20 protein-coding genes and 1 tRNA gene are annotated in these 17,126 nt (G+C 70.5%); 11 read left to right on the top strand and 10 right to left on the bottom strand.

Annotated elements, in window-relative coordinates:
• Positions 1–6: 6 nt before the first annotated feature.
• Positions 7–927, top strand: a complete 921-nt coding sequence (gene nudC / locus HND91_RS19975; RefSeq protein WP_181708370.1) for an NAD(+) diphosphatase — start codon at positions 7–9, stop codon at positions 925–927.
• 40 nt (positions 928–967) lie between these two features.
• On the opposite strand, the gene HND91_RS19970 is transcribed toward nudC, so the two are convergent.
• Complete coding sequence (locus HND91_RS19970) at positions 968–1,858, bottom strand: prephenate dehydratase (RefSeq protein WP_181708369.1); 891 nt, start codon at positions 1,856–1,858, stop codon at positions 968–970.
• Positions 1,859–2,065: 207 nt separating this feature from the next.
• Positions 2,066–2,824: a 3-deoxy-manno-octulosonate cytidylyltransferase gene (locus HND91_RS19965; RefSeq protein ID WP_181708368.1), complete on the bottom strand. Its 759-nt coding sequence runs from the start codon at positions 2,822–2,824 to the stop codon at positions 2,066–2,068.
• Positions 2,825–3,118: 294 nt separating this feature from the next.
• On the opposite strand from HND91_RS19965, the gene HND91_RS19960 reads away from it, so the two are divergent.
• Entirely contained in the window at positions 3,119–3,730 is a 612-nt protein-coding gene (locus tag HND91_RS19960; protein WP_181708367.1) for a c-type cytochrome, read from the top strand.
• A gap of 113 nt (positions 3,731–3,843) precedes the next feature.
• On the opposite strand, the gene HND91_RS19955 is transcribed toward HND91_RS19960, so the two are convergent.
• Together HND91_RS19955 and HND91_RS19950 are read right to left on the bottom strand one after the other, a co-directional pair.
• Positions 3,844–4,929 carry a quinone-dependent dihydroorotate dehydrogenase gene (locus HND91_RS19955; protein ID WP_246329602.1) on the bottom strand — a complete coding sequence of 362 codons (1,086 nt, stop codon included), beginning with the start codon at positions 4,927–4,929 and terminating at the stop codon, positions 3,844–3,846.
• Between the two features lie 11 nt (positions 4,930–4,940).
• The gene (locus HND91_RS19950) at positions 4,941–5,309 is read right to left on the bottom strand and encodes a DUF952 domain-containing protein (RefSeq protein WP_181708366.1); all 369 of its coding nucleotides are present in this window, start codon (positions 5,307–5,309) and stop codon (positions 4,941–4,943) included.
• A 217-nt stretch (positions 5,310–5,526) separates the two neighbouring features.
• Here HND91_RS19950 and HND91_RS19945 point away from each other — a divergent pair, with 217 nt between their 5' ends.
• Together HND91_RS19945 and HND91_RS19940 are read left to right on the top strand one after the other, a co-directional pair.
• Positions 5,527–6,126, top strand: coding sequence for a helix-turn-helix transcriptional regulator (locus tag HND91_RS19945; RefSeq protein WP_181708365.1), 600 nt, complete (start codon positions 5,527–5,529; stop codon positions 6,124–6,126).
• A gap of 29 nt (positions 6,127–6,155) precedes the next feature.
• Positions 6,156–6,875 carry a thermonuclease family protein gene (locus HND91_RS19940; RefSeq protein ID WP_181708364.1) on the top strand — a complete coding sequence of 240 codons (720 nt, stop codon included), beginning with the start codon at positions 6,156–6,158 and terminating at the stop codon, positions 6,873–6,875.
• A gap of 66 nt (positions 6,876–6,941) precedes the next feature.
• Here HND91_RS19940 and HND91_RS19935 read toward each other — a convergent pair whose 3' ends face one another.
• Positions 6,942–8,606 carry a lysine--tRNA ligase gene (locus tag HND91_RS19935; protein ID WP_181708363.1) on the bottom strand — a complete coding sequence of 555 codons (1,665 nt, stop codon included), beginning with the start codon at positions 8,604–8,606 and terminating at the stop codon, positions 6,942–6,944.
• 464 nt (positions 8,607–9,070) lie between these two features.
• Between HND91_RS19935 and HND91_RS19930 the strand changes: the two genes are divergently transcribed.
• Positions 9,071–9,439: a DMT family protein gene (locus HND91_RS19930; protein ID WP_181708362.1), complete on the top strand. Its 369-nt coding sequence runs from the start codon at positions 9,071–9,073 to the stop codon at positions 9,437–9,439.
• 186 nt (positions 9,440–9,625) lie between these two features.
• Here HND91_RS19930 and HND91_RS19925 read toward each other — a convergent pair whose 3' ends face one another.
• From HND91_RS19925 to HND91_RS19915, 3 genes are all read right to left on the bottom strand, one after another.
• On the bottom strand, positions 9,626–10,063 hold the full coding sequence (locus HND91_RS19925) for a DUF2948 family protein (protein ID WP_343057427.1): 438 nt from the start codon (positions 10,061–10,063) through the stop codon (positions 9,626–9,628).
• A gap of 151 nt (positions 10,064–10,214) precedes the next feature.
• Positions 10,215–11,504 carry a UDP-N-acetylglucosamine 1-carboxyvinyltransferase gene (gene murA / locus HND91_RS19920; protein WP_181708361.1) on the bottom strand — a complete coding sequence of 430 codons (1,290 nt, stop codon included), beginning with the start codon at positions 11,502–11,504 and terminating at the stop codon, positions 10,215–10,217.
• 185 nt (positions 11,505–11,689) lie between these two features.
• Positions 11,690–11,947: a hypothetical protein gene (locus tag HND91_RS19915; protein WP_181708407.1), complete on the bottom strand. Its 258-nt coding sequence runs from the start codon at positions 11,945–11,947 to the stop codon at positions 11,690–11,692.
• A gap of 217 nt (positions 11,948–12,164) precedes the next feature.
• On the opposite strand from HND91_RS19915, the gene HND91_RS19910 reads away from it, so the two are divergent.
• The 3 genes from HND91_RS19910 to HND91_RS19900 all read left to right on the top strand — a co-directional run bounded on the left by HND91_RS19910 (position 12,165) and on the right by HND91_RS19900 (position 13,084).
• A tRNA-Thr gene (locus HND91_RS19910) sits at positions 12,165–12,239 on the top strand.
• A 78-nt stretch (positions 12,240–12,317) separates the two neighbouring features.
• Complete coding sequence (locus HND91_RS19905) at positions 12,318–12,902, top strand: DUF6538 domain-containing protein (RefSeq protein ID WP_181708360.1); 585 nt, start codon at positions 12,318–12,320, stop codon at positions 12,900–12,902.
• Between the two features lie 17 nt (positions 12,903–12,919).
• The gene (locus HND91_RS19900; RefSeq protein ID WP_181708359.1) at positions 12,920–13,084 is read left to right on the top strand and encodes a hypothetical protein; all 165 of its coding nucleotides are present in this window, start codon (positions 12,920–12,922) and stop codon (positions 13,082–13,084) included.
• Positions 13,085–13,441: 357 nt separating this feature from the next.
• Here HND91_RS19900 and HND91_RS19895 read toward each other — a convergent pair whose 3' ends face one another.
• Both HND91_RS19895 and HND91_RS19890 read right to left on the bottom strand, forming a co-directional pair.
• Complete coding sequence (locus tag HND91_RS19895; RefSeq protein WP_181708358.1) at positions 13,442–13,612, bottom strand: hypothetical protein; 171 nt, start codon at positions 13,610–13,612, stop codon at positions 13,442–13,444.
• A gap of 142 nt (positions 13,613–13,754) precedes the next feature.
• Complete coding sequence (locus HND91_RS19890) at positions 13,755–13,997, bottom strand: DUF2188 domain-containing protein (protein WP_181708357.1); 243 nt, start codon at positions 13,995–13,997, stop codon at positions 13,755–13,757.
• Between the two features lie 399 nt (positions 13,998–14,396).
• Here HND91_RS19890 and HND91_RS19885 point away from each other — a divergent pair, with 399 nt between their 5' ends.
• The 3 genes from HND91_RS19885 to HND91_RS19875 all read left to right on the top strand — a co-directional run bounded on the left by HND91_RS19885 (position 14,397) and on the right by HND91_RS19875 (position 17,076).
• Positions 14,397–15,179 carry a winged helix-turn-helix domain-containing protein gene (locus tag HND91_RS19885; protein WP_181708356.1) on the top strand — a complete coding sequence of 261 codons (783 nt, stop codon included), beginning with the start codon at positions 14,397–14,399 and terminating at the stop codon, positions 15,177–15,179.
• Between the two features lie 46 nt (positions 15,180–15,225).
• Positions 15,226–15,639, top strand: a complete 414-nt coding sequence (locus HND91_RS19880) for an ArsR/SmtB family transcription factor (RefSeq protein ID WP_181708355.1) — start codon at positions 15,226–15,228, stop codon at positions 15,637–15,639.
• Positions 15,640–16,089: 450 nt separating this feature from the next.
• On the top strand, positions 16,090–17,076 hold the full coding sequence (locus tag HND91_RS19875) for a porin (protein ID WP_181708354.1): 987 nt from the start codon (positions 16,090–16,092) through the stop codon (positions 17,074–17,076).
• Positions 17,077–17,126: the final 50 nt, after the last annotated feature.

Raw genomic sequence — 17,126 nt, 5'->3', positions numbered from 1 at the left:
ACCGTCATGGACAGCAAGACCCTCCTGGACCGCTCCAGCCTCAACGCCTTCGCGGTGAATCCCATCGAGCGGCGGTCGGAGAAGCGCGGCGACCCCTCCGTGCTCGCCGAGGCGCTGGCCGACATCCGGGCGGGCGCCTTCCTGTTCGTCGGCGAGCGGATCGTGCTCGACCCGACCACGGCGGCGCCGGCCCTGTTCGACCTCCTGCGGGCGAAGCGCCTCGGGGCCGACCTCCACGAGAGCGTGCTCCTCGGCTGGATGCCGGACGGCGCCCCGCGCTTCGCCGCCACCCTGCCGGCGGACCCGGAGGACGGCCTGGTGCTGACCGACCTCAGGAGCCTCGTCCTCGAAGGGCGGATCGAGCCGGACCTGTTCGGCTCCGTCGCCCAGGCTCGCTCGCTCCTCGCCTGGCACGAGCGGCACGGCTTCTGCGCCAACTGCGGGCGCGCCACCGTGCCCGCCAGCGCCGGCTACCGGCGCGACTGCGCTCACTGCGGCGCCCAGCACTTCCCGCGCACGGATCCGGTGGTCATCATGCTGGTGACGGACGGGGAGCGCTGCCTGCTCGGCCGGCAGGCGCGCTTCAAGCCGGGCAGCTATTCCTGCCTCGCCGGCTTCATGGAGCCGGGCGAGACCGTCGAGGACGCGGTCCGGCGCGAAACCTTCGAGGAGGCGGGCGTCCGGGTCGGCCGGGTGGACTACGTGTCGTCGCAGCCCTGGCCCTTCCCGTCGTCGCTGATGATCGGCTGCCGAGGCGTCGCCGAGACCACCGACATCGTGATGGACGCCGAGGAGCTGGAGGACTGCCGCTGGTTCCTGCGCGACGAGGTGGCCGCCATGGTGGCGGGCAGCCACCGGGGCGGCCTCACGACCCCGCCCCGGACCGCCATCGCGCGGCTCCTGATCGAGCACTGGCTGGAGGGCTGACGCCCCCGTCGCGCCTTCGCGGCGCGCCCTCCGGCGCCGCTCACTCCGCCGGGCGCAGGCCGCGCTCGGCCTCCGGCTCGCGGATCTTCTCGCGGAAGGGATGGGCCGGATAGGCGCCGAGGATATGCACCTCGTGGCTGAAGAAGGCGAGCTCCTCCAGGGCGAACGTCAGGCCGCGCTCGTCCGGATGGCCCTCCACGTCCGCGTAGAACTGGGACGCGTAGAACTGGCCTTCGAGCTGATAGCTCTCCAGCTTGGTCATGTTGATGCCGTTGGTGGCGAAGCCGCCGAGCGCCTTGTAGAGGGCGGCCGGAATGTTGCGCACCCGGAACACGAAGGTGGTGATCACCGGCCCGGAGCCGAGCGCCGCCGTGCGCGGCTCCCGCGACAGGATCACGAAGCGGGTGGTGTTGTGGGCCGCGTCCTCCACGTTCTCGGCCAGGATGTCGAGCCCGTAGATCTCGGCGGCGAAGCGCGGCGCCAGGGCCGCGCGGGTGAGGTCGCCCGCCTCGGCCACCAGCCGGGCCGCGCCCGCGGTGTCGCCGGCCACCCGGGCGACCAGCTTGCGCTCGCGGATGATGCGCCGGCACTGGCCGAGGGCGTGCACGTGGCTCTCCACCGTCCGGATGGTGTCGAGGGTCGCACCCTTCGGGGCCATCAGCTGGAAGCGGATCGGCAGGAAGTATTCGCCGATGATGTGGAGGCCCGAGGACGGCAGCAGGTGGTGGATGTCCGCCACCCGGCCCGCGAGCGAATTCTCGATCGGGATCATGGCGAGGTCCGCCGCGCCCGACTGCATGGCCGAGAAGCAGTCCTCGAAGGTGGCGCAGGGAAGGGGCTCGCTGCCCGGATAGACGTCGAGGCAGGCGATGTGGGAATTGGCGCCACGTTCGCCCTGGAAGGCGATGCGCGGGGATGCGGGATCGGACACGGTCGAACGTCCTTCGGACAAGAGGCTGGCCGCTTCTAGAGCATTCTCCGCCCAAGTTGAAACACTTGGTCGACGAGAGAGTGCTCCGCGCTGTCGATTCCGGAGCGCTTTCCCACCGGCCCGACGGTCCCGTCCGGTCGAAAGGCGCTCCGAGGGGGGCCCGCTTCATGAAACGGGCCTTGCGATGGACCTTGCGAGCCGGCCGGCTCAGCGGCCGGCGAGGATCGCCTTCGCCCGGTCGAGATCGTGCCGGGTGTCGACGCCGAGCGGCACGTCGTCGACGATCGCCACGTCGATCCGCATGCCGGCCTCCAGGAGGCGCAGCTGCTCCAGCTTCTCGCGCAGCTCCAGGGTGGACGGCGGCAGGGCGACGAAGCGGGCGAGCGCCTCCCGGCGATAGGCGTAGAGGCCGATGTGGTGGTAGAGCGGCCCGTCGCCCCAAGGCGCGGTGGCGCGGGTGAAGTAGAGCGCGCGCAGGCGCCGGTCCGCGACGGGCGAGCCCACCACCTTCACGACGTTCGGGTTGGTCGTCTCCGCCTCCTCGGTGATCGCCACCGCCAGGGTGGCGACGTCCACCGCCGGGTCGGCGAGGGGGGCGAAACAGGCGCGGATCGTCTCCGGCGCGATGGTCGGCAGGTCGCCCTGCACGTTGACGATCACGTCGGCGGTCGCCGCCGCGCCGCCGATCGCCTCGAAGATGCGGTCCGACCCGCTCGGATGGTCCGGCCGGGTCATCACCGCCTCGCCGCCGGCGGCCTCCACGGCCCGCAGCACCGCCGCGTCGTCGCAGGCGACGAGCACCGGCCCGATTGCGGCCTCCACCGCCCGGCGCCACACGTGAACGATCATCGGCTCGCCGGCGATGTCGGCGAGCGGCTTGCCCGGAAGGCGGGTGGATCCCATGCGGGCGGGCACGACCACGAGGGCCTGCGGGGCGGTCGGGCGGGCGGCGGGGCTGGAACTCATGGCGCGGGGTCTCGGGGGCAGGGGTCGGGACTGGCGGAAACGGCCGGGGGCGGTGACTGAAAGTATCAGCGTCGTCCGCGTTATACGTATGGACAGCCCCACGGGAAAGTTTGTAGTTTCCGGCCGATTTTGCGACGCGGCGAGGCCGCGCGGCCACGGCCGCGCGAGGCTCGTCCGGCAGGTTCGGGTGCGGGCCTCCCGCGGTCGTTCACGGCGACCCGGAACCCGCGGCCGGCATACAAGGCGACCGGTCACACCGCGGCCGGCACAAAGGTCATCCTTCGGAGCCCACGAATGTCCCTCGAATTCAACAAGGTAGCCGCCGCCCTCCTCGGATCGTTGGTGTTCGCGATGGGAACCGGCCTGCTGGCGGATGTCATCTACACCTCCGAGGCGCCGGAGAAACCCGGCTTCGAGGTGGCGGCCGCCGAAGGTGAACCGGCGGGCGAAGGCGCCGAGACCGCCGCCGTGGAGCCGATCGCCGTCCGCCTCGCCTCCGCGAGCGTGGAGAACGGCATGAAGGTGTCCAAGGCCTGCGCGTCCTGCCACAACTTCGACAAGGGCGGCGCCAACAAGACCGGCCCCGGCCTCTGGGAGACCGTCAACCGCAAGCCCGGCACCCACGAGGGCTACGCTTATTCCGCCGCCATGGTGGAGTTCGGCAACACCCACGTGTGGGACTTCGAGCAGCTGGACGCCTTCCTCGCCAACCCGAAGGGCGTCGTCGCGGGCACCAAGATGGGCTACGCCGGCCTGAAGAAGCCGGACGACCGGGCCGACCTGATCGCCTATCTCCAGTCGCTGTCGGACAACCCGGTGCCGCTGCCGGCCGCCTCCGAGGCGCCCGCCGCCGAGATCCCGGGCGAGACCCCGCCGAACGCCCCGGCCCCGGCCCCGGCGCCCTGATCGGGCGGGCGCCCCAAGCGCCCTCCGGAACGGCCACGTCCACGACATCGCAGCAGCGCCGGCCCTCGCGGGCCGGCGTTTCTCGTCGTGGCGGCCGGGCGATCGAGCGCCCGTCAGGCGGGAATCGGCCGGGCGGCCCAGGCGGCCGTGGTCGTGCCGGTGAGGGCGGTGACGGAGGCGAGCTTGCGCGCCTTGACGAGGCCGAGGAGGTCGCGCGCCATCGCGGCCGGCAGGCCGGAGCCGCCGTAGATGAAGGCGGTGTAGAGCTGCACCGCGGTGGCGCCCGCCGCCATCTTCTCCGCCGCCTCGGCCGCGCTGGAGACGCCCCCGACCCCCAGGATGGGGCGCTCCGGCCCGATCCGCTGGCGCATCTTGGCGAGCACGATGGTGGAGCGGGCGAACAGGGGCCGGCCGGAAAGGCCGCCCGCCTCGCTCTTCAGGGGATGGCGCAGCCCCTCCCGCGACAGCGTGGTGTTCGACACCACGAGGCCGTCGATGCCGCGGCTCACCGACACCTCGGCCACGTCGTCGAGGCCCGCCTCCGTGAGGTCCGGCGCGATCTTGAGAAGCACCGGCACCTTGCGCCGGCCGGTCCCGGCCAGCCGGTCCCGCGCCTCGATCACCCGGGCGAGCAGGTCGTCGAGGGCGTCGCGGGCCTGCAGGTCGCGCAGGCCCGGCGTGTTCGGCGACGATACGTTGACGGTGAAGTAGGACGCGAACGGCGCGAAGGCCGCGATGCCGGTCACATAGTCGGCGGCCCGGTCGGCGCTGTCCTTGTTGGCGCCCACGTTGATGCCGAGAACGCCCCGCCGGTTCATCCGGGCGGCGAGGCGGCCGAGGGTCGGGCCGTGGCCGTCGTTGTTGAAGCCGAGCCGGTTGATCACCGCGCCGTCCTCCGGCAGCCGGAACAGGCGCGGGCGCGGGTTGCCGGCCTGGGCGCGCGGCGTGATGGTGCCCACCTCCACGAAGCCGAAGCCGAGCCGCAGAAGCGCGTCCGGCACCTCCGCGTTCTTGTCGAAGCCGGCCGCCATGCCGATCGGGTTCGGCAGGGTCATGTCGAAGAACGGCACGGCGAGCCGCGGGTCCGCCGGCACGCTCTCCCCCGGCACCAGCCCGCCGGCGAGCGCCCGGACGGCGACGCCGTGGGCCGTCTCCGGGTCGAGCCGGCGGAGCGCGGCCGCGCCGATGCGCCCGAACAGGCCGCGCGCGCTCACGGGCGGCTCCCCGGGGCCGGCAGCACGCCGTCCGGAAACACGTGCGCGCCGTCCCGCCAGGGCAGCGGCTCCACCCAGGCGACGTGCGCGAGCGCCAGCGGGCCATAGAGGTGCGGGAACAGCGCGCCGCCGCGGGACGGCTCGTAGCGGAGCGCCTCGCCGAGCAATTCAGGGCGGATCGCCGCGAGCACCAGGTCGGTCTGGCCGGCGAAGTGCTTCGCCGCCGTCTCGCCCACCTGCTCCGCGGTGGAGAAGTGGATGTAGCCGTCCGCAAGGTCCACCGGCGCGCCCTGGAACACGCCGGTCCGTTCCGCCTCCTCCCAGAGCGGGCGGGGCGCGATCTTGTAGATGAGCGGATGCGGCATCGGCGGTGTCCTCAGGGACGGTCGGCGGCGGACGCGGATGGAGTAGCGTCCGCGCGGCACGAGCACAAGCGCGGCGCCGCACAGGCCGGGTTCCGCGCCCGCAGGCGGGGTCCGCGAACGAACTCCTTCTCAGTGATATGGTCTGAAGGCTATGAATTGGCCGATTCGCCCCTCCGTGTGCCGGACGTGCTGATCCCGCTCTCTCGGACGGTTCACAATGCTGACCCATGACCAGATCTGGGGAATGATCGACTGGCTGGCGGCCCGCCACGGCCTGTCGCCGTCGGGCCTCGCCAAGCGGGCCGGGCTCGATCCCACCACCTTCAACCGCTCCAAGCGCACCGGCGGCGACGGCCGCCTGCGCTGGCCGTCCACGGAAAGCCTCGCCAAGGTGCTGGAGGCCACCAACACCCCCCTGTCGGAGTTCGGCGCCCTCGCGGTGGCGGTCGACCACAAGGCCCGCGCGGGCTTCCTGCGTCACCCTGCCGGGACGGGATTCACCGACGATCCCGATGAGGCCGGCGAGGCGGGGGGCATGATGGATCCCGTTTGGGCGCCGCACGTTGTTCCGGTGCCGCCTTCGGCCGTCGGTCCCTTCTTCCGCGCGCGCGATCGGCTGATCGTGGTTCGCGCCGCGCGGGTGGAGCCGGGCGACCGGATCCTGGCGAGGACGGCGGACGGCGAGACGATCCTCAGGGAGATCGTCTCGGCGACGGACACCCATCTGGCGCTCAGGGCGCCGGGCGGCGCAAAGGAGGACCTGGTGGAGCGGTCGGCTTTGTCGGACATGTCGCGCGTCCTGTGGGCGAGCCAATGAGACGCCGGCGCGGACAGCGCAGCCTGGCGATGACGTGGGGCGTGCCGCTCCTGGCCGGCCCGGCGGTGACCGCGCTCGGCCTTCTCGCCCTCACACTGACGCTCGCCCCGCCCGACCTGTCCGACCTGTCCGAGATGCCCGCCTTCGTCGCCGACGCGAACGCCGACGGGGCGCTCCGCGTCGCCGCCGCCGACCCGCCGCCGTCCGCGCCGGCCGCCGAAACCCCGGCGCCCGTCCGCAACGTGACGCCGCCGGGCGTGACCCCGGGGCCGGCCGTCTCCGGCCCGCTCAAGCGCGTGAAGCCCGCCGAGCGGGCGATTCCCAGGCCGCAGGACCAGCCGGCGGACCGCTATACCCGCGTGGTGGTGCTGGACGCCGGCCACTTTCGCGTGGTGAGCGGCTCCGACGCCCTCGTCGTCTCGGTCGCCGGCATCGTGGCCCCCGCCTTCGACGAGATGTGCACCGACGGCGACGGCGTGGAGTGGAAGTGCGGCGCCCGGGCGCGCGCCGAGCTCGCCCGCCTCATCGGCGGCCGCTCCGTCGGCTGCACCACCGTCGACGACACGGAGCCGCGCGCGCCCGTCGCCCGCTGCAGCGTCGGCAACCGCGACCTCGCCTCCTGGCTGGTCGAGAACGGCTGGGCCGAGCCCGACGGCAGCCGGGTGGAGCTGATCCCGCTCGCCACCACGGCGCGCGACCAGAAGCGGGGCCGGCACGGCTCCGCTCCGCACGGCATCATCGCCGGCTGAGGCCGGACGACCGGCTCACGCCGGCGGATCGCGGGTAAACGCCGGCGGATCGCCGGCGAACGCCCGTCAGATCGTCAGCCGCCCGTCCAGCGCCGCGTCGATCATCGCCACCGTCTCGTCCAGCCCGTAGAGCGCCACGAACGAGCCGAAGCGCGGCCCCTTCTCCTGGCCGAGCAGGATCTGGTAGAGCGCCGCGAACCATTCCAGGCTGACGCCCGGCCCGCCGTCCGGGCTCTTCTTGGACGGATCCTGGAAGCGCTCGAACCGGCGCGCCACCGCCAGCACCGCGTCCTGGATGGTCTCCGCCGCCGCGTCCTTCGGCAGGGCCGCGAGCGCGTCGCGAAGCGCCTTCAGGGCCTCCCGCTCGGTCTCGTCCGGCGCGCGGAACACCTTGGTCGGCCGCACCCGGTCCTCGTAGTAGCGGATGGCGTAGCCGGCGAGTTCGTCGAGCTTCGGGTTGGTCTCCGGCGTGAGGCCCGCGCTGTGGCGCGAGATGTAGCCCCAGAGCGCCGCCTTGGTGTGGGCGTGGCTCGCCGACACGAGGTTCAGCAGCATGGAGAAGGACACCGGCGTGCCCTCCGCCGGCGGCTCGCCCGAGTGGATGTGCCAGACCGGGTTGGCGAGCTTGGTGTCCGGGTCCTGGACCGGAAATTTCTCCAGGAAGGTGAAGTACTCGTCCACCGCCCGCGGGATCACGTCGAAGAACAGCCGCTTGGCGGTCTTCGGCTTCTGGAACATGTAGAGCGACAGGCTTTCCGGCGACGCGTAGGTCAGCCACTCGTCGATGGTCAGGCCGTTGCCCTTCGACTTGGAGATCTTCTCGCCGTTCTCGTCGAGGAAGAGCTCGTAGTTGAAGCCGTCCGGCGGCAGGCCGCCGAGCACCTGGCAGATCTTCGACGACGTCTTGACGTTGTCGATGTGGTCCTTGCCGCTCATCTCGTAGTCGACGCCGAGCGCCGCCCAGCGCAGCGCCCAGTCGGGCTTCCACTGCGCCTTGGCGTGGCCGCCGGTGACCGGCGTCTCGAAGCGCTCGCCCGTGTCCGGGTCGGTCCACACGATGGTGCCGGCCGCCACGTTGCGCTCCTCCACCGGCACCTGCATGACGACGCCGGTCCTCGGGTGCACGGGCAGGAAGGGCGAATAGGTCTTCCGCCGCTCCTCGCGCAGCGTCGGCAGCATGATCGCCATCACGTCGTCGTAGCGCTCCAGCATGACGAGCAGCTTCTCGTCGAGCGTGCCCTTGGCATATTCCTCTGTGGCCGACATGAACTCGTAGTCGAAGCCGAAGGCGTCGAGGAAGCTTCTCAGCTTGGCGTTGTTGTTCTCGCCGAAGCTCGGGTGCTCGTTGTTGTAGGGATTGGGCACGCGGGTGAGCGGCTTGCCGAGATGGGGCCGCAGCAGGTCCGGGTTCGGCACGGTGTCCGGCACCTTGCGCATGCCGTCCATGTCGTCGGAGAAGCACAGGAGCCGCGTCGGGATCCGGTCCTCCGTGAGCACGCGGAACGCGTGGCGCACCATGGTGGTGCGCGCCACTTCGCCGAAGGTGCCGATGTGCGGCAGGCCCGAGGGGCCGTAGCCGGTCTCGAAGATCACGCCCTTCTCCGGCCGCCCGCGTTTCGCCAACCGCTCCACGATCTTCTTCGCCTCCTCGAACGGCCAGGCCTTCGAGCGGCCGGCCGCGGCGAGGAGCGCGGGATCGTTGAGCGTGGCGGGATCGGCGGACGTGGTCATCGGACAAGGGCCTTGGCGTTCGGGTCTGCCGCGGGTCTCGCGGGCGCGCGACAGTAGGGAGGGGGCCGGACGCCGTCAACGGCGGATGCAGGGGCACCCACCCTCCCCCTCGCGGGGAGGGTCGACGGCTCGCAGGCCGTCGGGGCGGGGTCGCCTGCCGAACAGGCACCAACCCTCCCCCTCGCGGGGAGGGTCGACGGCCGCAGGCCGTCGGGGAGGGGTCGCCCGCCGACGTACGGTCACTAACGACCAGGGATCCAGCGGCCCTCCCGTCCGTGCCCCCAAGGCGCATGATGACACAGCTGCAATACACAGGGATCCAACCGTCCCGTCAGCCTGCGCCGCCACCGGGCCGCCGCCCGCCGTCGGTCGAGCCAGGCTCAAACCGGGGTGTCCCACGCCCCATCCCCTTCCGTCCGCGTTCCCGCTACAACCGTCCGGCCTTCCCACCGGACACCGATTCCATGGCCTCGATCGCCTCGCCCCAGGTTCTGCCCATCCTCCTCCTCGTCGCGTCCAACCTCTTCATGACCCTCGCCTGGTACGGGCACCTGAAGTTCACCGACAAGCCGCTCTGGCTGGTGGTGATCGCGTCGTGGGGGATCGCCTTCGTGGAATACTGCCTCGCCGTGCCGGCGAACCGCATCGGCTACGCGGTCTATTCGGCGGCCGAACTGAAGACCATCCAGGAGGTCATCACCCTCACGGTCTTCGTGGCCTTCTCGATCGTCTACCTGAAGGAGAGCTTCACCTGGAATCACGCGATCGGCTTCGCGCTCATCGCGGCCGGCGCCGCCTTCATCTTCCGCGGCCCGATCGGGGCAGGCCACTGAGACCTGCCGGGGCAGGACCGGCGGCGAGGGACCGGTTCCCTCCGGCACGGCGGGGCGATGCCCCCGCATTCTGCCGGCGCGGCGCGGCACGGCCCGCCGCCGCCTCGCTCGTCTTGACATGAGGGCGGATCGTCCACGCACTCCCGCCGTCCAGGCGGCGCTCCGGCCGTCTCGGCCGCGGCGTCCTCAGTCCAGCTGGTGCGCCGGCACGTTCGCCGTCGACCAGGCGGCGCCGAGGTCCGTGAGGCTCGATTCGATGCATTCCACGTCCAGCCGGATGCAGCCGCCGCCGGCGAACTCCAGGTGGATGTGGCCGGCGGGCGTGTCGGTGGGCTCGAACCGGATGGTCAGCAGCTCCAGCACCGCGTCCTTGGCGTCCTGGCGGATCCGGGTGGCCTTCACGCCCTCCACCCGGGCGAAGTGCAGGCAGCAGCGCCGCCGCTCGAAGGATTTCGCCCGCTCGTCCAGCTTCTCCCAGGCGAAGCGGTTCAGCTGGATGAGGATGCGCTTCTCCCTCGGCCGGTAGTCCACGTCGCCGATCCGCAGCACCGCGTCCTGCACGTGGGCGGAGACGACCTTGAGGTCTTCCTCGTCGAGGGCGGCAAGCTTCAGGAGGTCGGACACGGCGCTGGTACTCCGGCAGGAACGGCGTCAAGACGATGGCCCGCAGATAGGGTGCGGGCCCGCGTGGCGCAACCGGCCGAGCGGAAAGGCGGGTCCGGCGCCCCGCCGCGCATCCGCCAGCGGAGAGCGCCCCGCCGGTCGCCAGCCCCGCTCAGCCGCTGATCCGCTCCACCTGCGCGCCGCAGCGGCTGATCTTCTCCTCCAGCCGTTCGAAGCCCCGGTCCAGGTGGTAGACGCGGTTGACGATCGTCTCGCCCTCGGCCACCAGCCCCGCGATCACCAGCGACACGGAGGCCCGGAGGTCCGTCGCCATCACGGGCGCGCCGGTCAGCCGCTCCACGCCCTCCACGGTCGCCACCTGGCCGTCCAGGTGGATGCGCGCGCCGAACCGGGCGAGTTCCTGCACGTGCATGAAGCGGTTCTCGAAGATGGTCTCGGTGATCCGCGAGGTGCCCTTTGCGCGGGTCATCAGCGCCATGAACTGGGCCTGCAGGTCGGTCGGGAAGCCGGGGAAGGGCTGGGTCTCCACGTCGGCGGCGTTGATGCCGTGGCCGTTCCGCTTCACCCGGATGCCCCGGTTCGTCTCGGTGATCTCCGCGCCCACCTGCCGGAGCACGTCCAGCGGGCCGGCGAGGAGGTCGGCTTCCGCCCCCTCCAGCACCACGTCGCCGCCGGTCATGGCCACCGCCATGGCGTAGGTGCCCGCCTCGATCCGGTCCGACACCACCCGGTGCCGGGCGCCGCGCAGGCGGTCCACGCCCTCGATCCGGATGGTGGAGGTGCCGGCGCCCTCGATCCGGGCGCCCATGGCGGTCAGGCAGCGGGCGAGGTCCACGACCTCCGGCTCGCGGGCGGCGTTCTCCAGCACGGTCTCGCCCCTGGCGAGGGTCGCCGCCATCATGATGGTGTGGGTCGCGCCCACCGACACCTTCGGGAAGGCCACCCGGCCGCCCTTCAGCCCGTTCGGCGCCTTGGCGACCACGTAGCCGGCGTCCACGTCGATGTCGGCGCCGAGGTCGGCGAGGCCGGACAGGAACAGGTCCACCGGCCGGGTGCCGATGGCGCAGCCGCCCGGCAGCGACACGCGGCAGCCGCCCATGCGGGCGAGCAGCGGCCCGATCACCCAGAAGCTCGCCCGCATCTTGGAGACGAGCTCATAGGGGGCCGTGGTGTCGGTGATCGAGCGGGCCGTCAGGCTCACGGTCTGGCCGGTGAGGAGATCCTCGCCCGCCCGCTTGCCGTTCAGCGCGTAGTCGACGCCGTGGTTCACCAGGATGCGGGTCAAGAGGTTCACGTCCGCCAGCCGCGGCACGTTCTCCAGCGTCAGCGTCTCGTCGGTCAGAAGGCTCGCGATCATCAGCGGCAGGGCCGCGTTCTTGGCGCCCGAGATGGGAATGGTGCCGGTGAGCGCGTTGCCGCCGACGATCCTGATCTTGTCCATGCGTGTCCCCGTGATCCCGGCTGCAGCCGCCGGTGCGGTCCGTCTCGTGCCGCCGACTTGCGCCGCCCGTCTAGTGCCGTCCGTCCAGTGCCGTCCGTCCTGTCCGGCCCGTCTCGTCTGGTTCGTCTCGTCCGGCCCGTCCGGTCCGTCCTGTCCCGTCCGTCCCGATCCCGGCCGCCACCGCGTCAGGACCGCTCCGTGCCCTTGGATGGAGCGGCCGATTCGGGCGGCACCAAGGCGTCCCCGTCCATGCCTTCGCCGGCCCGGCCCTCGTCCCCGTCCTGGCCGTCCGAAGCCGACATGAGCCCGCTGCGGCCGTCCGCGTCGCCGGCCCGCCGGCTCTTCGCCTGGGCCTTTCGCCGCTTCAGGTTGGCCCTCAGGGCCTCCGCGAGCCGCCGGTCGCGCTCCGCCTTGCCGGACGGGCGAACAGGGTCGTCTGTCATCGTGCCGTCACCTCTTCCCGGCCACCTTTGGGCCCTGGATGATCGGCGCACAAGGTGAAAAGCCGCGAAAGCCGCGGAAATCCGGGCCGGTCTTGCACCTCGGCCACACTCGTCCCCAGCCCCGGACGAGAAAGGCTTGCACGCCCCGGCGAACTATGGCAGAGGTGCACCCGCAAACGACGACCGGCGGCCGAACCGCCCCGCACCGTCGCCCGGCGCTGCCGTAGCTCAGTGGTAGAGCACTCCCTTGGTAAGGGAGAGGTCGAGAGTTCAATCCTCTCTGGCAGCACCATCTTTTCTCCTGAAATCCGCCAAACCATTGCGTTTCCGCCGTTTTGGTCCAAAGCATGGTCCAAACGGAAACTCTCTGATGGCTGGCAAGGTCCGAAACATCCGCGAGCGCAACGGCCTGTTCTTCGCCCGGCTGGTGGTGCCGGCCGCTCTCCGCCCGATCATCGGCCAAACGGATCTGATTGAATCCCTCGGATCGAACCGGACCGCCGCCGAGCGCCGCTCCTATGAAGTCCTTACCCGGTTCCAGGCTCGCCTTGCCGACGCCCGCGCCAAGCTTGGCAAGCCCGATGCCCCGGTCCGCACCAAGCCGTTGGCACCGGAAGCCTTGGCCATTGGTCGGAAGCGGGAGCTGACCGACAAGGACACGGCCAACCTCGCGACTCTCCGGGACGTGCTGCTGAAGCTGGAAGCCCGCCTTCTAAAGATTCGCCGCGTACAACAGCCGTCAAGCGGAAATCTGTTCTATGAATCCTATACACATACCCGGCAGATAAAATGTTGGCGAAAGCCATCGGCGGGTGAAGACGCGTTGGCAATTGCTGCCGGAGCGTGCTGTTCTGACTTCGGGAGGAAGCAACCGATTCGTCCACTCAATGAGGCCAGATGCAACACCAACTCTACGTCGCTCTTATCTTCACGGCCGTGGTCCTCACCATCGTGATGATGTCGCTCTACCGAATGGCTGTGTCCACCGATCAACAGATCGCCTTTTGGGCGCTCCTCCTCACTGCCTTCAATACTACCGCCAGCGCAGTTGATCAGATTTTTGTGGCCCATCCGATCACCCAACTGGAATACCGCATAGCCGCCCTGGAGCTGGCGGTTCGGAAGTCGATTGACTGACCGAGGCTACGGCACCGCATAGGATGGCGGGCGGAGAGAGAGCACCAGCCCCTCCGCCTGACCACATTGACAACAACCGCGTCAACAACCAGCTCGCCAACTTGCGTGAGTGCGACCAACGGCAGAACACCGGGAATGCCCAGGTCAAGAACACGAGCGTGAGTGGCCTGAAGGGTGTGCGCAAGGTTGGCCACCGTTATCGGGCGTCGCGCCATCCGGGTCCGCTCCGCGCCTCAGATCCGAGGCCGTCGGAGAAACCCGCCCGAACACGGCGGAGCCCCCGCCCGTCCCGCGACGACGATCATCCCGCGGCCACGCCGCCGGGGGCGGCGGCGCGAGCCTCTGTGGGGATGCGCCTCAGCCGCCGCCGACGCCGTCCACCACCACGCCCGTGCCGTCGCAGGTCGGGCAGGGGCGGTCGTCGAGGCGGCCGGTGCCGCGGCAGTCCGGGCACACGTTCTCGCCGGTGCCGGGCGTTCCGGGTTTGGCCTGGTCGCCGGGGGCGGGTTTCGGGGTGTCGTCGGTCATCTGGGCGCGTCTCCGGTCTGGCTTGGCGTGTCGGCGAAGTGGCTCGCCGGCGGGCGCTCTGGTCGAACCGCGACGCGGCCGGCCCGTTCCCGTCGCGGGCGTGGCGCCGGTCCGGCCGGCGCGGACGATCGCTTGCGACCGCTCAGTCCATCACCACGTCGGCGTCCGGCCGGTCCGTGCCGCGGGCCCATTCCCGGTGCCAGCGGCCGTTCGCGTCCTGATAGAGGATGGCGGTGTCGTCCCCGGGCGCATGCATCAGCTGGGCGGCCGCCTTGGCGGCGTCGAACGCCTGCTCGCGGGTGTCGAACGTTTCCGAGAAGCTGTCGCCGAGCCGGTAGGCCCAGCCGCCCATGTGCTCCACCACGTGATAGTGCAGATCCGCCATCGGTCGTCTCCTTCGCTTCTGGGGGCCGACGCCCCCGTCCCGGCGCTCGCTCGTTCCGGCTGACAACGATCAGCCGTTCCCTGCCGTTCCGCCCGCCGCGTCCCTGGATGCTCGCGCCCGCGACGGCGCCGCCGCCGGCCAGATCGGCCGCAGCGCGAGCCGTCATCCACAGGCCGTTTGCGGAGAACGAAGCGCCCAGGCCGGCCCTGCCGCCGCGGGTTTCCCCGGTTTTCCGATCCGCTGGCCCGGGCCGCTTCACAGGTCTTTACATCGTAATGTTTGACACAAATTCCGCCCCAAATATATATGGGCGTGCGGATTTGATGATCCGGCCTCCAGGGGATGACGTGGGCTGCCACCCCGGCTCGCGTCGGTCCTCAAGGCATCCCCCGAGAGACCTTGAGGGCCGCTTTCGTGCTCCACCATAGAACGAGCGAAATCCCGGACGTGCTGATCGTCTCCGACGACGCCGACTACCGCATTCTCGCCGAACTGCTGATCGCGCGCGGCGTTTCGGCCGTCCTTGCCGACCCGTCCGCGGTCGTGGCCGGCGACCGGGCGCTGGAGGCCGACCTGGTGGTTCTCGGCGGCGTGGTGGCGGATGCGTCCTGCCCGGTCTACCGGGCGTTCAACCGGTGCGCCACGGCGCGGCGGACCATCGCGGTGCTGCGGTCCCACGATCCGGATGCGGTGGCGACGCTCTACCGGAAGGGCGCGGCCGTGGTCTTCGTCCCGCCGGCCGACTATCACCACCTTTGCTTGCAGTGCGCCTATTTCCTGGAGCGCGCCCGCAGCGGCGACCGGCCCATGCGCATCGCCAACACGGTGTTCGATCCGGCGAGCCGGCAGATCCGCAACGCGCCGGACGGCGACGTGCGGCTCACCGAGGCGGAGACGCGCATCCTGGTGCTGCTGTCCGACCGGGCGGGCCAGAATGTCGCCAAGGACGAGATCTCCGAATTCGTCTTCCGCAAGCCCTATGACAAGTACGACCGGCGGATCGACGTCCACATCTCCAACATCCGCCGCAAGCTGCGCGACGCGGGCCTGCCCGTGCGGATCGATTCGTCCCGGCTCGGCGGCGTCCGGCTGGTGGTCGGCGGCCCGGATGCGGCGGCCGATCCTGAACCGCTGCCCGCCCTCGCCGCCCACGAAGTCCGCCCGGGCGCCGCCGATCTCTGACGCCTTTCCGCCTCCGTCCGTCGAACCGCCAGGATGGGCCGACACGATGAGCAAGCTTTCGCCGGATCTGAAGTCGGACCTGAGGCGGATGGAGCGGCGCTCCCGGTCCCTCAGCACGGCCCTCAAGGCCTTCACGGCGGACAAGCGCATCTTCATCATCGAACTCCTGGCCGAGCGGGACCGGAGCGTCACCGAGCTCTGCGACGCCACCGGGGTCAGCCAGCCCAACGTCTCCCAGCAGCTGGCCGTCCTGAAGAAGCAGGGGCTCGTGAAGGCGCGCCGGGAGGGGCGCACCATCCGCTACAGGCTGAACCGGCCGAAGCTGCAGGATCTCTACGCCCAGATCGGGCAGAGCTTCGGCGTGCTTGCGCCGGCTCTGCGACCGGCCGCCCCCGCGTCCCCGGCGCTCGCGGCCGCGCCCGTCGCCGCCGACGTCCAGCCGGGCGCGCTCGCCGGCTGACCCCGCCCGACCACCCGTCGCCGGCCAAACCCGACCTGGAGATCCGGGGGTGGGGCAATCCTGCGTTGGTATTTCGAAAGACAAATCCCGCAGTCCCGCCGCCCATCAAAGCATTGATCGACACGACCGAAAGGTGACATGCGGCATGCATGGCATCAGCGTCATCATAGCGGGAGTAAATACTTTTTTAGCAAATGCGGCGGGCTGAACGCTGTGTTGTAACATCGCAACAACGGAATGAGCCTTACATTTCTTTACATTCGTTTTGGTTGATGTACGGACGAGCAGGACAGAATATGTCGTCGTCAATCGCGCGGCATCCAATCACGAAGATCAGGTGTCGAAGCGAACATAGGGTGGGTGGGTCCGATTCTTTGGTTTGGACGGGTCGGTCTCAGGGACGGCTTGGACGAACTGCCCTCACACACATGAAAACTGGAGACTTCGACGATGACGATTAGGGCTTTTCTTCTGGGCACCGCCGCTGGCCTGATGGCCGTCACGGGCGCTCAGGCCGCGGACCTGCCGGGTGAGGCTGTTCCGTCGGCCGTCGACTATGTGAAGGTGTGCGACACCTTCGGGGCGGGCTTCTTCTACATCCCGGGCACCGAAACCTGCCTGGACATCTCCGGCCGCGTCCGCTTCCGCGTGACCGCCAACTTCGACGCGGAGACCGTCCAGTTCCGCGCCGACGGCCGCGTCGACTTCGACGCCCGCACGGCCACCGAATACGGCCAGCTGCGCTCCTTCTTCCGTCTCGGCGCCGGCGACGACCGTGAGACGAACGTCGAGAACGCCTTCATCCAGCTCGGCTACCTGACCGTCGGCCTCGCCGGCGACCTCTACAACGCCGACATTCTCTACGGCATCAACGACTTCGCCCAGGGCGGCTTCGACGACACCCTGCAGATCACCGTCCTTGCCGACGACCTCGGCGGCGGCTTCTATGCCGGCGCGTCGCTGGTCACCCAGACGGACGAGGACACCCGCGTCACCGCCACCGACTTCGAGGACGACCTGGAGATCCAGGCGGCCGTCGGCATCGCCGGCCAGCCCTGGGGCGGCGTCGACCTCTCGGTCTTCTACGCTCCCGAGACCGCCGACGACCAGTGGGGCGCCAAGCTGACCGGCGATCTCACCCTCGCCGAAGGCTTCGATGCCCGCCTGAGCGCCGCCTACGTCGACGCCGGCGCCACGGAGGCCTTCATCCTCGGCGCCGCCGGTGCCTTCTCGATCTCCGACGCCGCCACCATCTACGCCGGCGTGCGCTATGACATCGAGGACGACTCCGACGACGACCTCGGCGCCAACATCGGCGTCGACTACACCGTCGTGTCGGGCCTCGTGCTCACCGGCGAGGTGTCCTACAGCGACAGCGACGAGGACGGCGACGACGAGGAGATCCAGGCGATCCTCCAGCTGTCCCGCACCTGGTAAGGTCGGCTGACGCCATCGCGACAGGGGGCCCGGCACGCGCCGGGCCCTTT

This window comes from Chthonobacter rhizosphaerae (assembly GCF_013839525.1).
GTDB classification, from domain to species: Bacteria; Pseudomonadota; Alphaproteobacteria; order Rhizobiales; family Pleomorphomonadaceae; genus Chthonobacter; species Chthonobacter rhizosphaerae.
Note: the sequence above shows the minus strand (reverse complement) of the source record. Positions and strands in the feature narration are given on the sequence as shown.

What these genes read in the sequence shown, in the direction of transcription:
- HND91_RS19900 (WP_181708359.1), top strand. Translation starts at nt 12,920, where the DNA reads ATGGCTGTGTCCACCGATCAACAGATCGCCTTTTGGGCGCTCCTCCTC.
- HND91_RS19965 (WP_181708368.1), bottom strand. Translation starts at nt 2,824, where the DNA reads ATGAGTTCCAGCCCCGCCGCCCGCCCGACCGCCCCGCAGGCCCTCGTG.
- HND91_RS19960 (WP_181708367.1), top strand. Translation starts at nt 3,119, where the DNA reads ATGTCCCTCGAATTCAACAAGGTAGCCGCCGCCCTCCTCGGATCGTTG.
- HND91_RS19895 (WP_181708358.1), bottom strand. Translation starts at nt 13,612, where the DNA reads ATGACCGACGACACCCCGAAACCCGCCCCCGGCGACCAGGCCAAACCC.
- HND91_RS19880 (WP_181708355.1), top strand. Translation starts at nt 15,226, where the DNA reads ATGAGCAAGCTTTCGCCGGATCTGAAGTCGGACCTGAGGCGGATGGAG.
- HND91_RS19945 (WP_181708365.1), top strand. Translation starts at nt 5,527, where the DNA reads ATGCTGACCCATGACCAGATCTGGGGAATGATCGACTGGCTGGCGGCC.
- HND91_RS19915 (WP_181708407.1), bottom strand. Translation starts at nt 11,947, where the DNA reads ATGACAGACGACCCTGTTCGCCCGTCCGGCAAGGCGGAGCGCGACCGG.
- HND91_RS19935 (WP_181708363.1), bottom strand. Translation starts at nt 8,606, where the DNA reads ATGACCACGTCCGCCGATCCCGCCACGCTCAACGATCCCGCGCTCCTC.
- HND91_RS19940 (WP_181708364.1), top strand. Translation starts at nt 6,156, where the DNA reads ATGACGTGGGGCGTGCCGCTCCTGGCCGGCCCGGCGGTGACCGCGCTC.
- HND91_RS19890 (WP_181708357.1), bottom strand. Translation starts at nt 13,997, where the DNA reads ATGGCGGATCTGCACTATCACGTGGTGGAGCACATGGGCGGCTGGGCC.
- murA (WP_181708361.1), bottom strand. Translation starts at nt 11,504, where the DNA reads ATGGACAAGATCAGGATCGTCGGCGGCAACGCGCTCACCGGCACCATT.
- HND91_RS19950 (WP_181708366.1), bottom strand. Translation starts at nt 5,309, where the DNA reads ATGCCGCATCCGCTCATCTACAAGATCGCGCCCCGCCCGCTCTGGGAG.
- nudC (WP_181708370.1), top strand. Translation starts at nt 7, where the DNA reads ATGGACAGCAAGACCCTCCTGGACCGCTCCAGCCTCAACGCCTTCGCG.
- HND91_RS19875 (WP_181708354.1), top strand. Translation starts at nt 16,090, where the DNA reads ATGACGATTAGGGCTTTTCTTCTGGGCACCGCCGCTGGCCTGATGGCC.
- HND91_RS19905 (WP_181708360.1), top strand. Translation starts at nt 12,318, where the DNA reads ATGGCTGGCAAGGTCCGAAACATCCGCGAGCGCAACGGCCTGTTCTTC.
- HND91_RS19930 (WP_181708362.1), top strand. Translation starts at nt 9,071, where the DNA reads ATGGCCTCGATCGCCTCGCCCCAGGTTCTGCCCATCCTCCTCCTCGTC.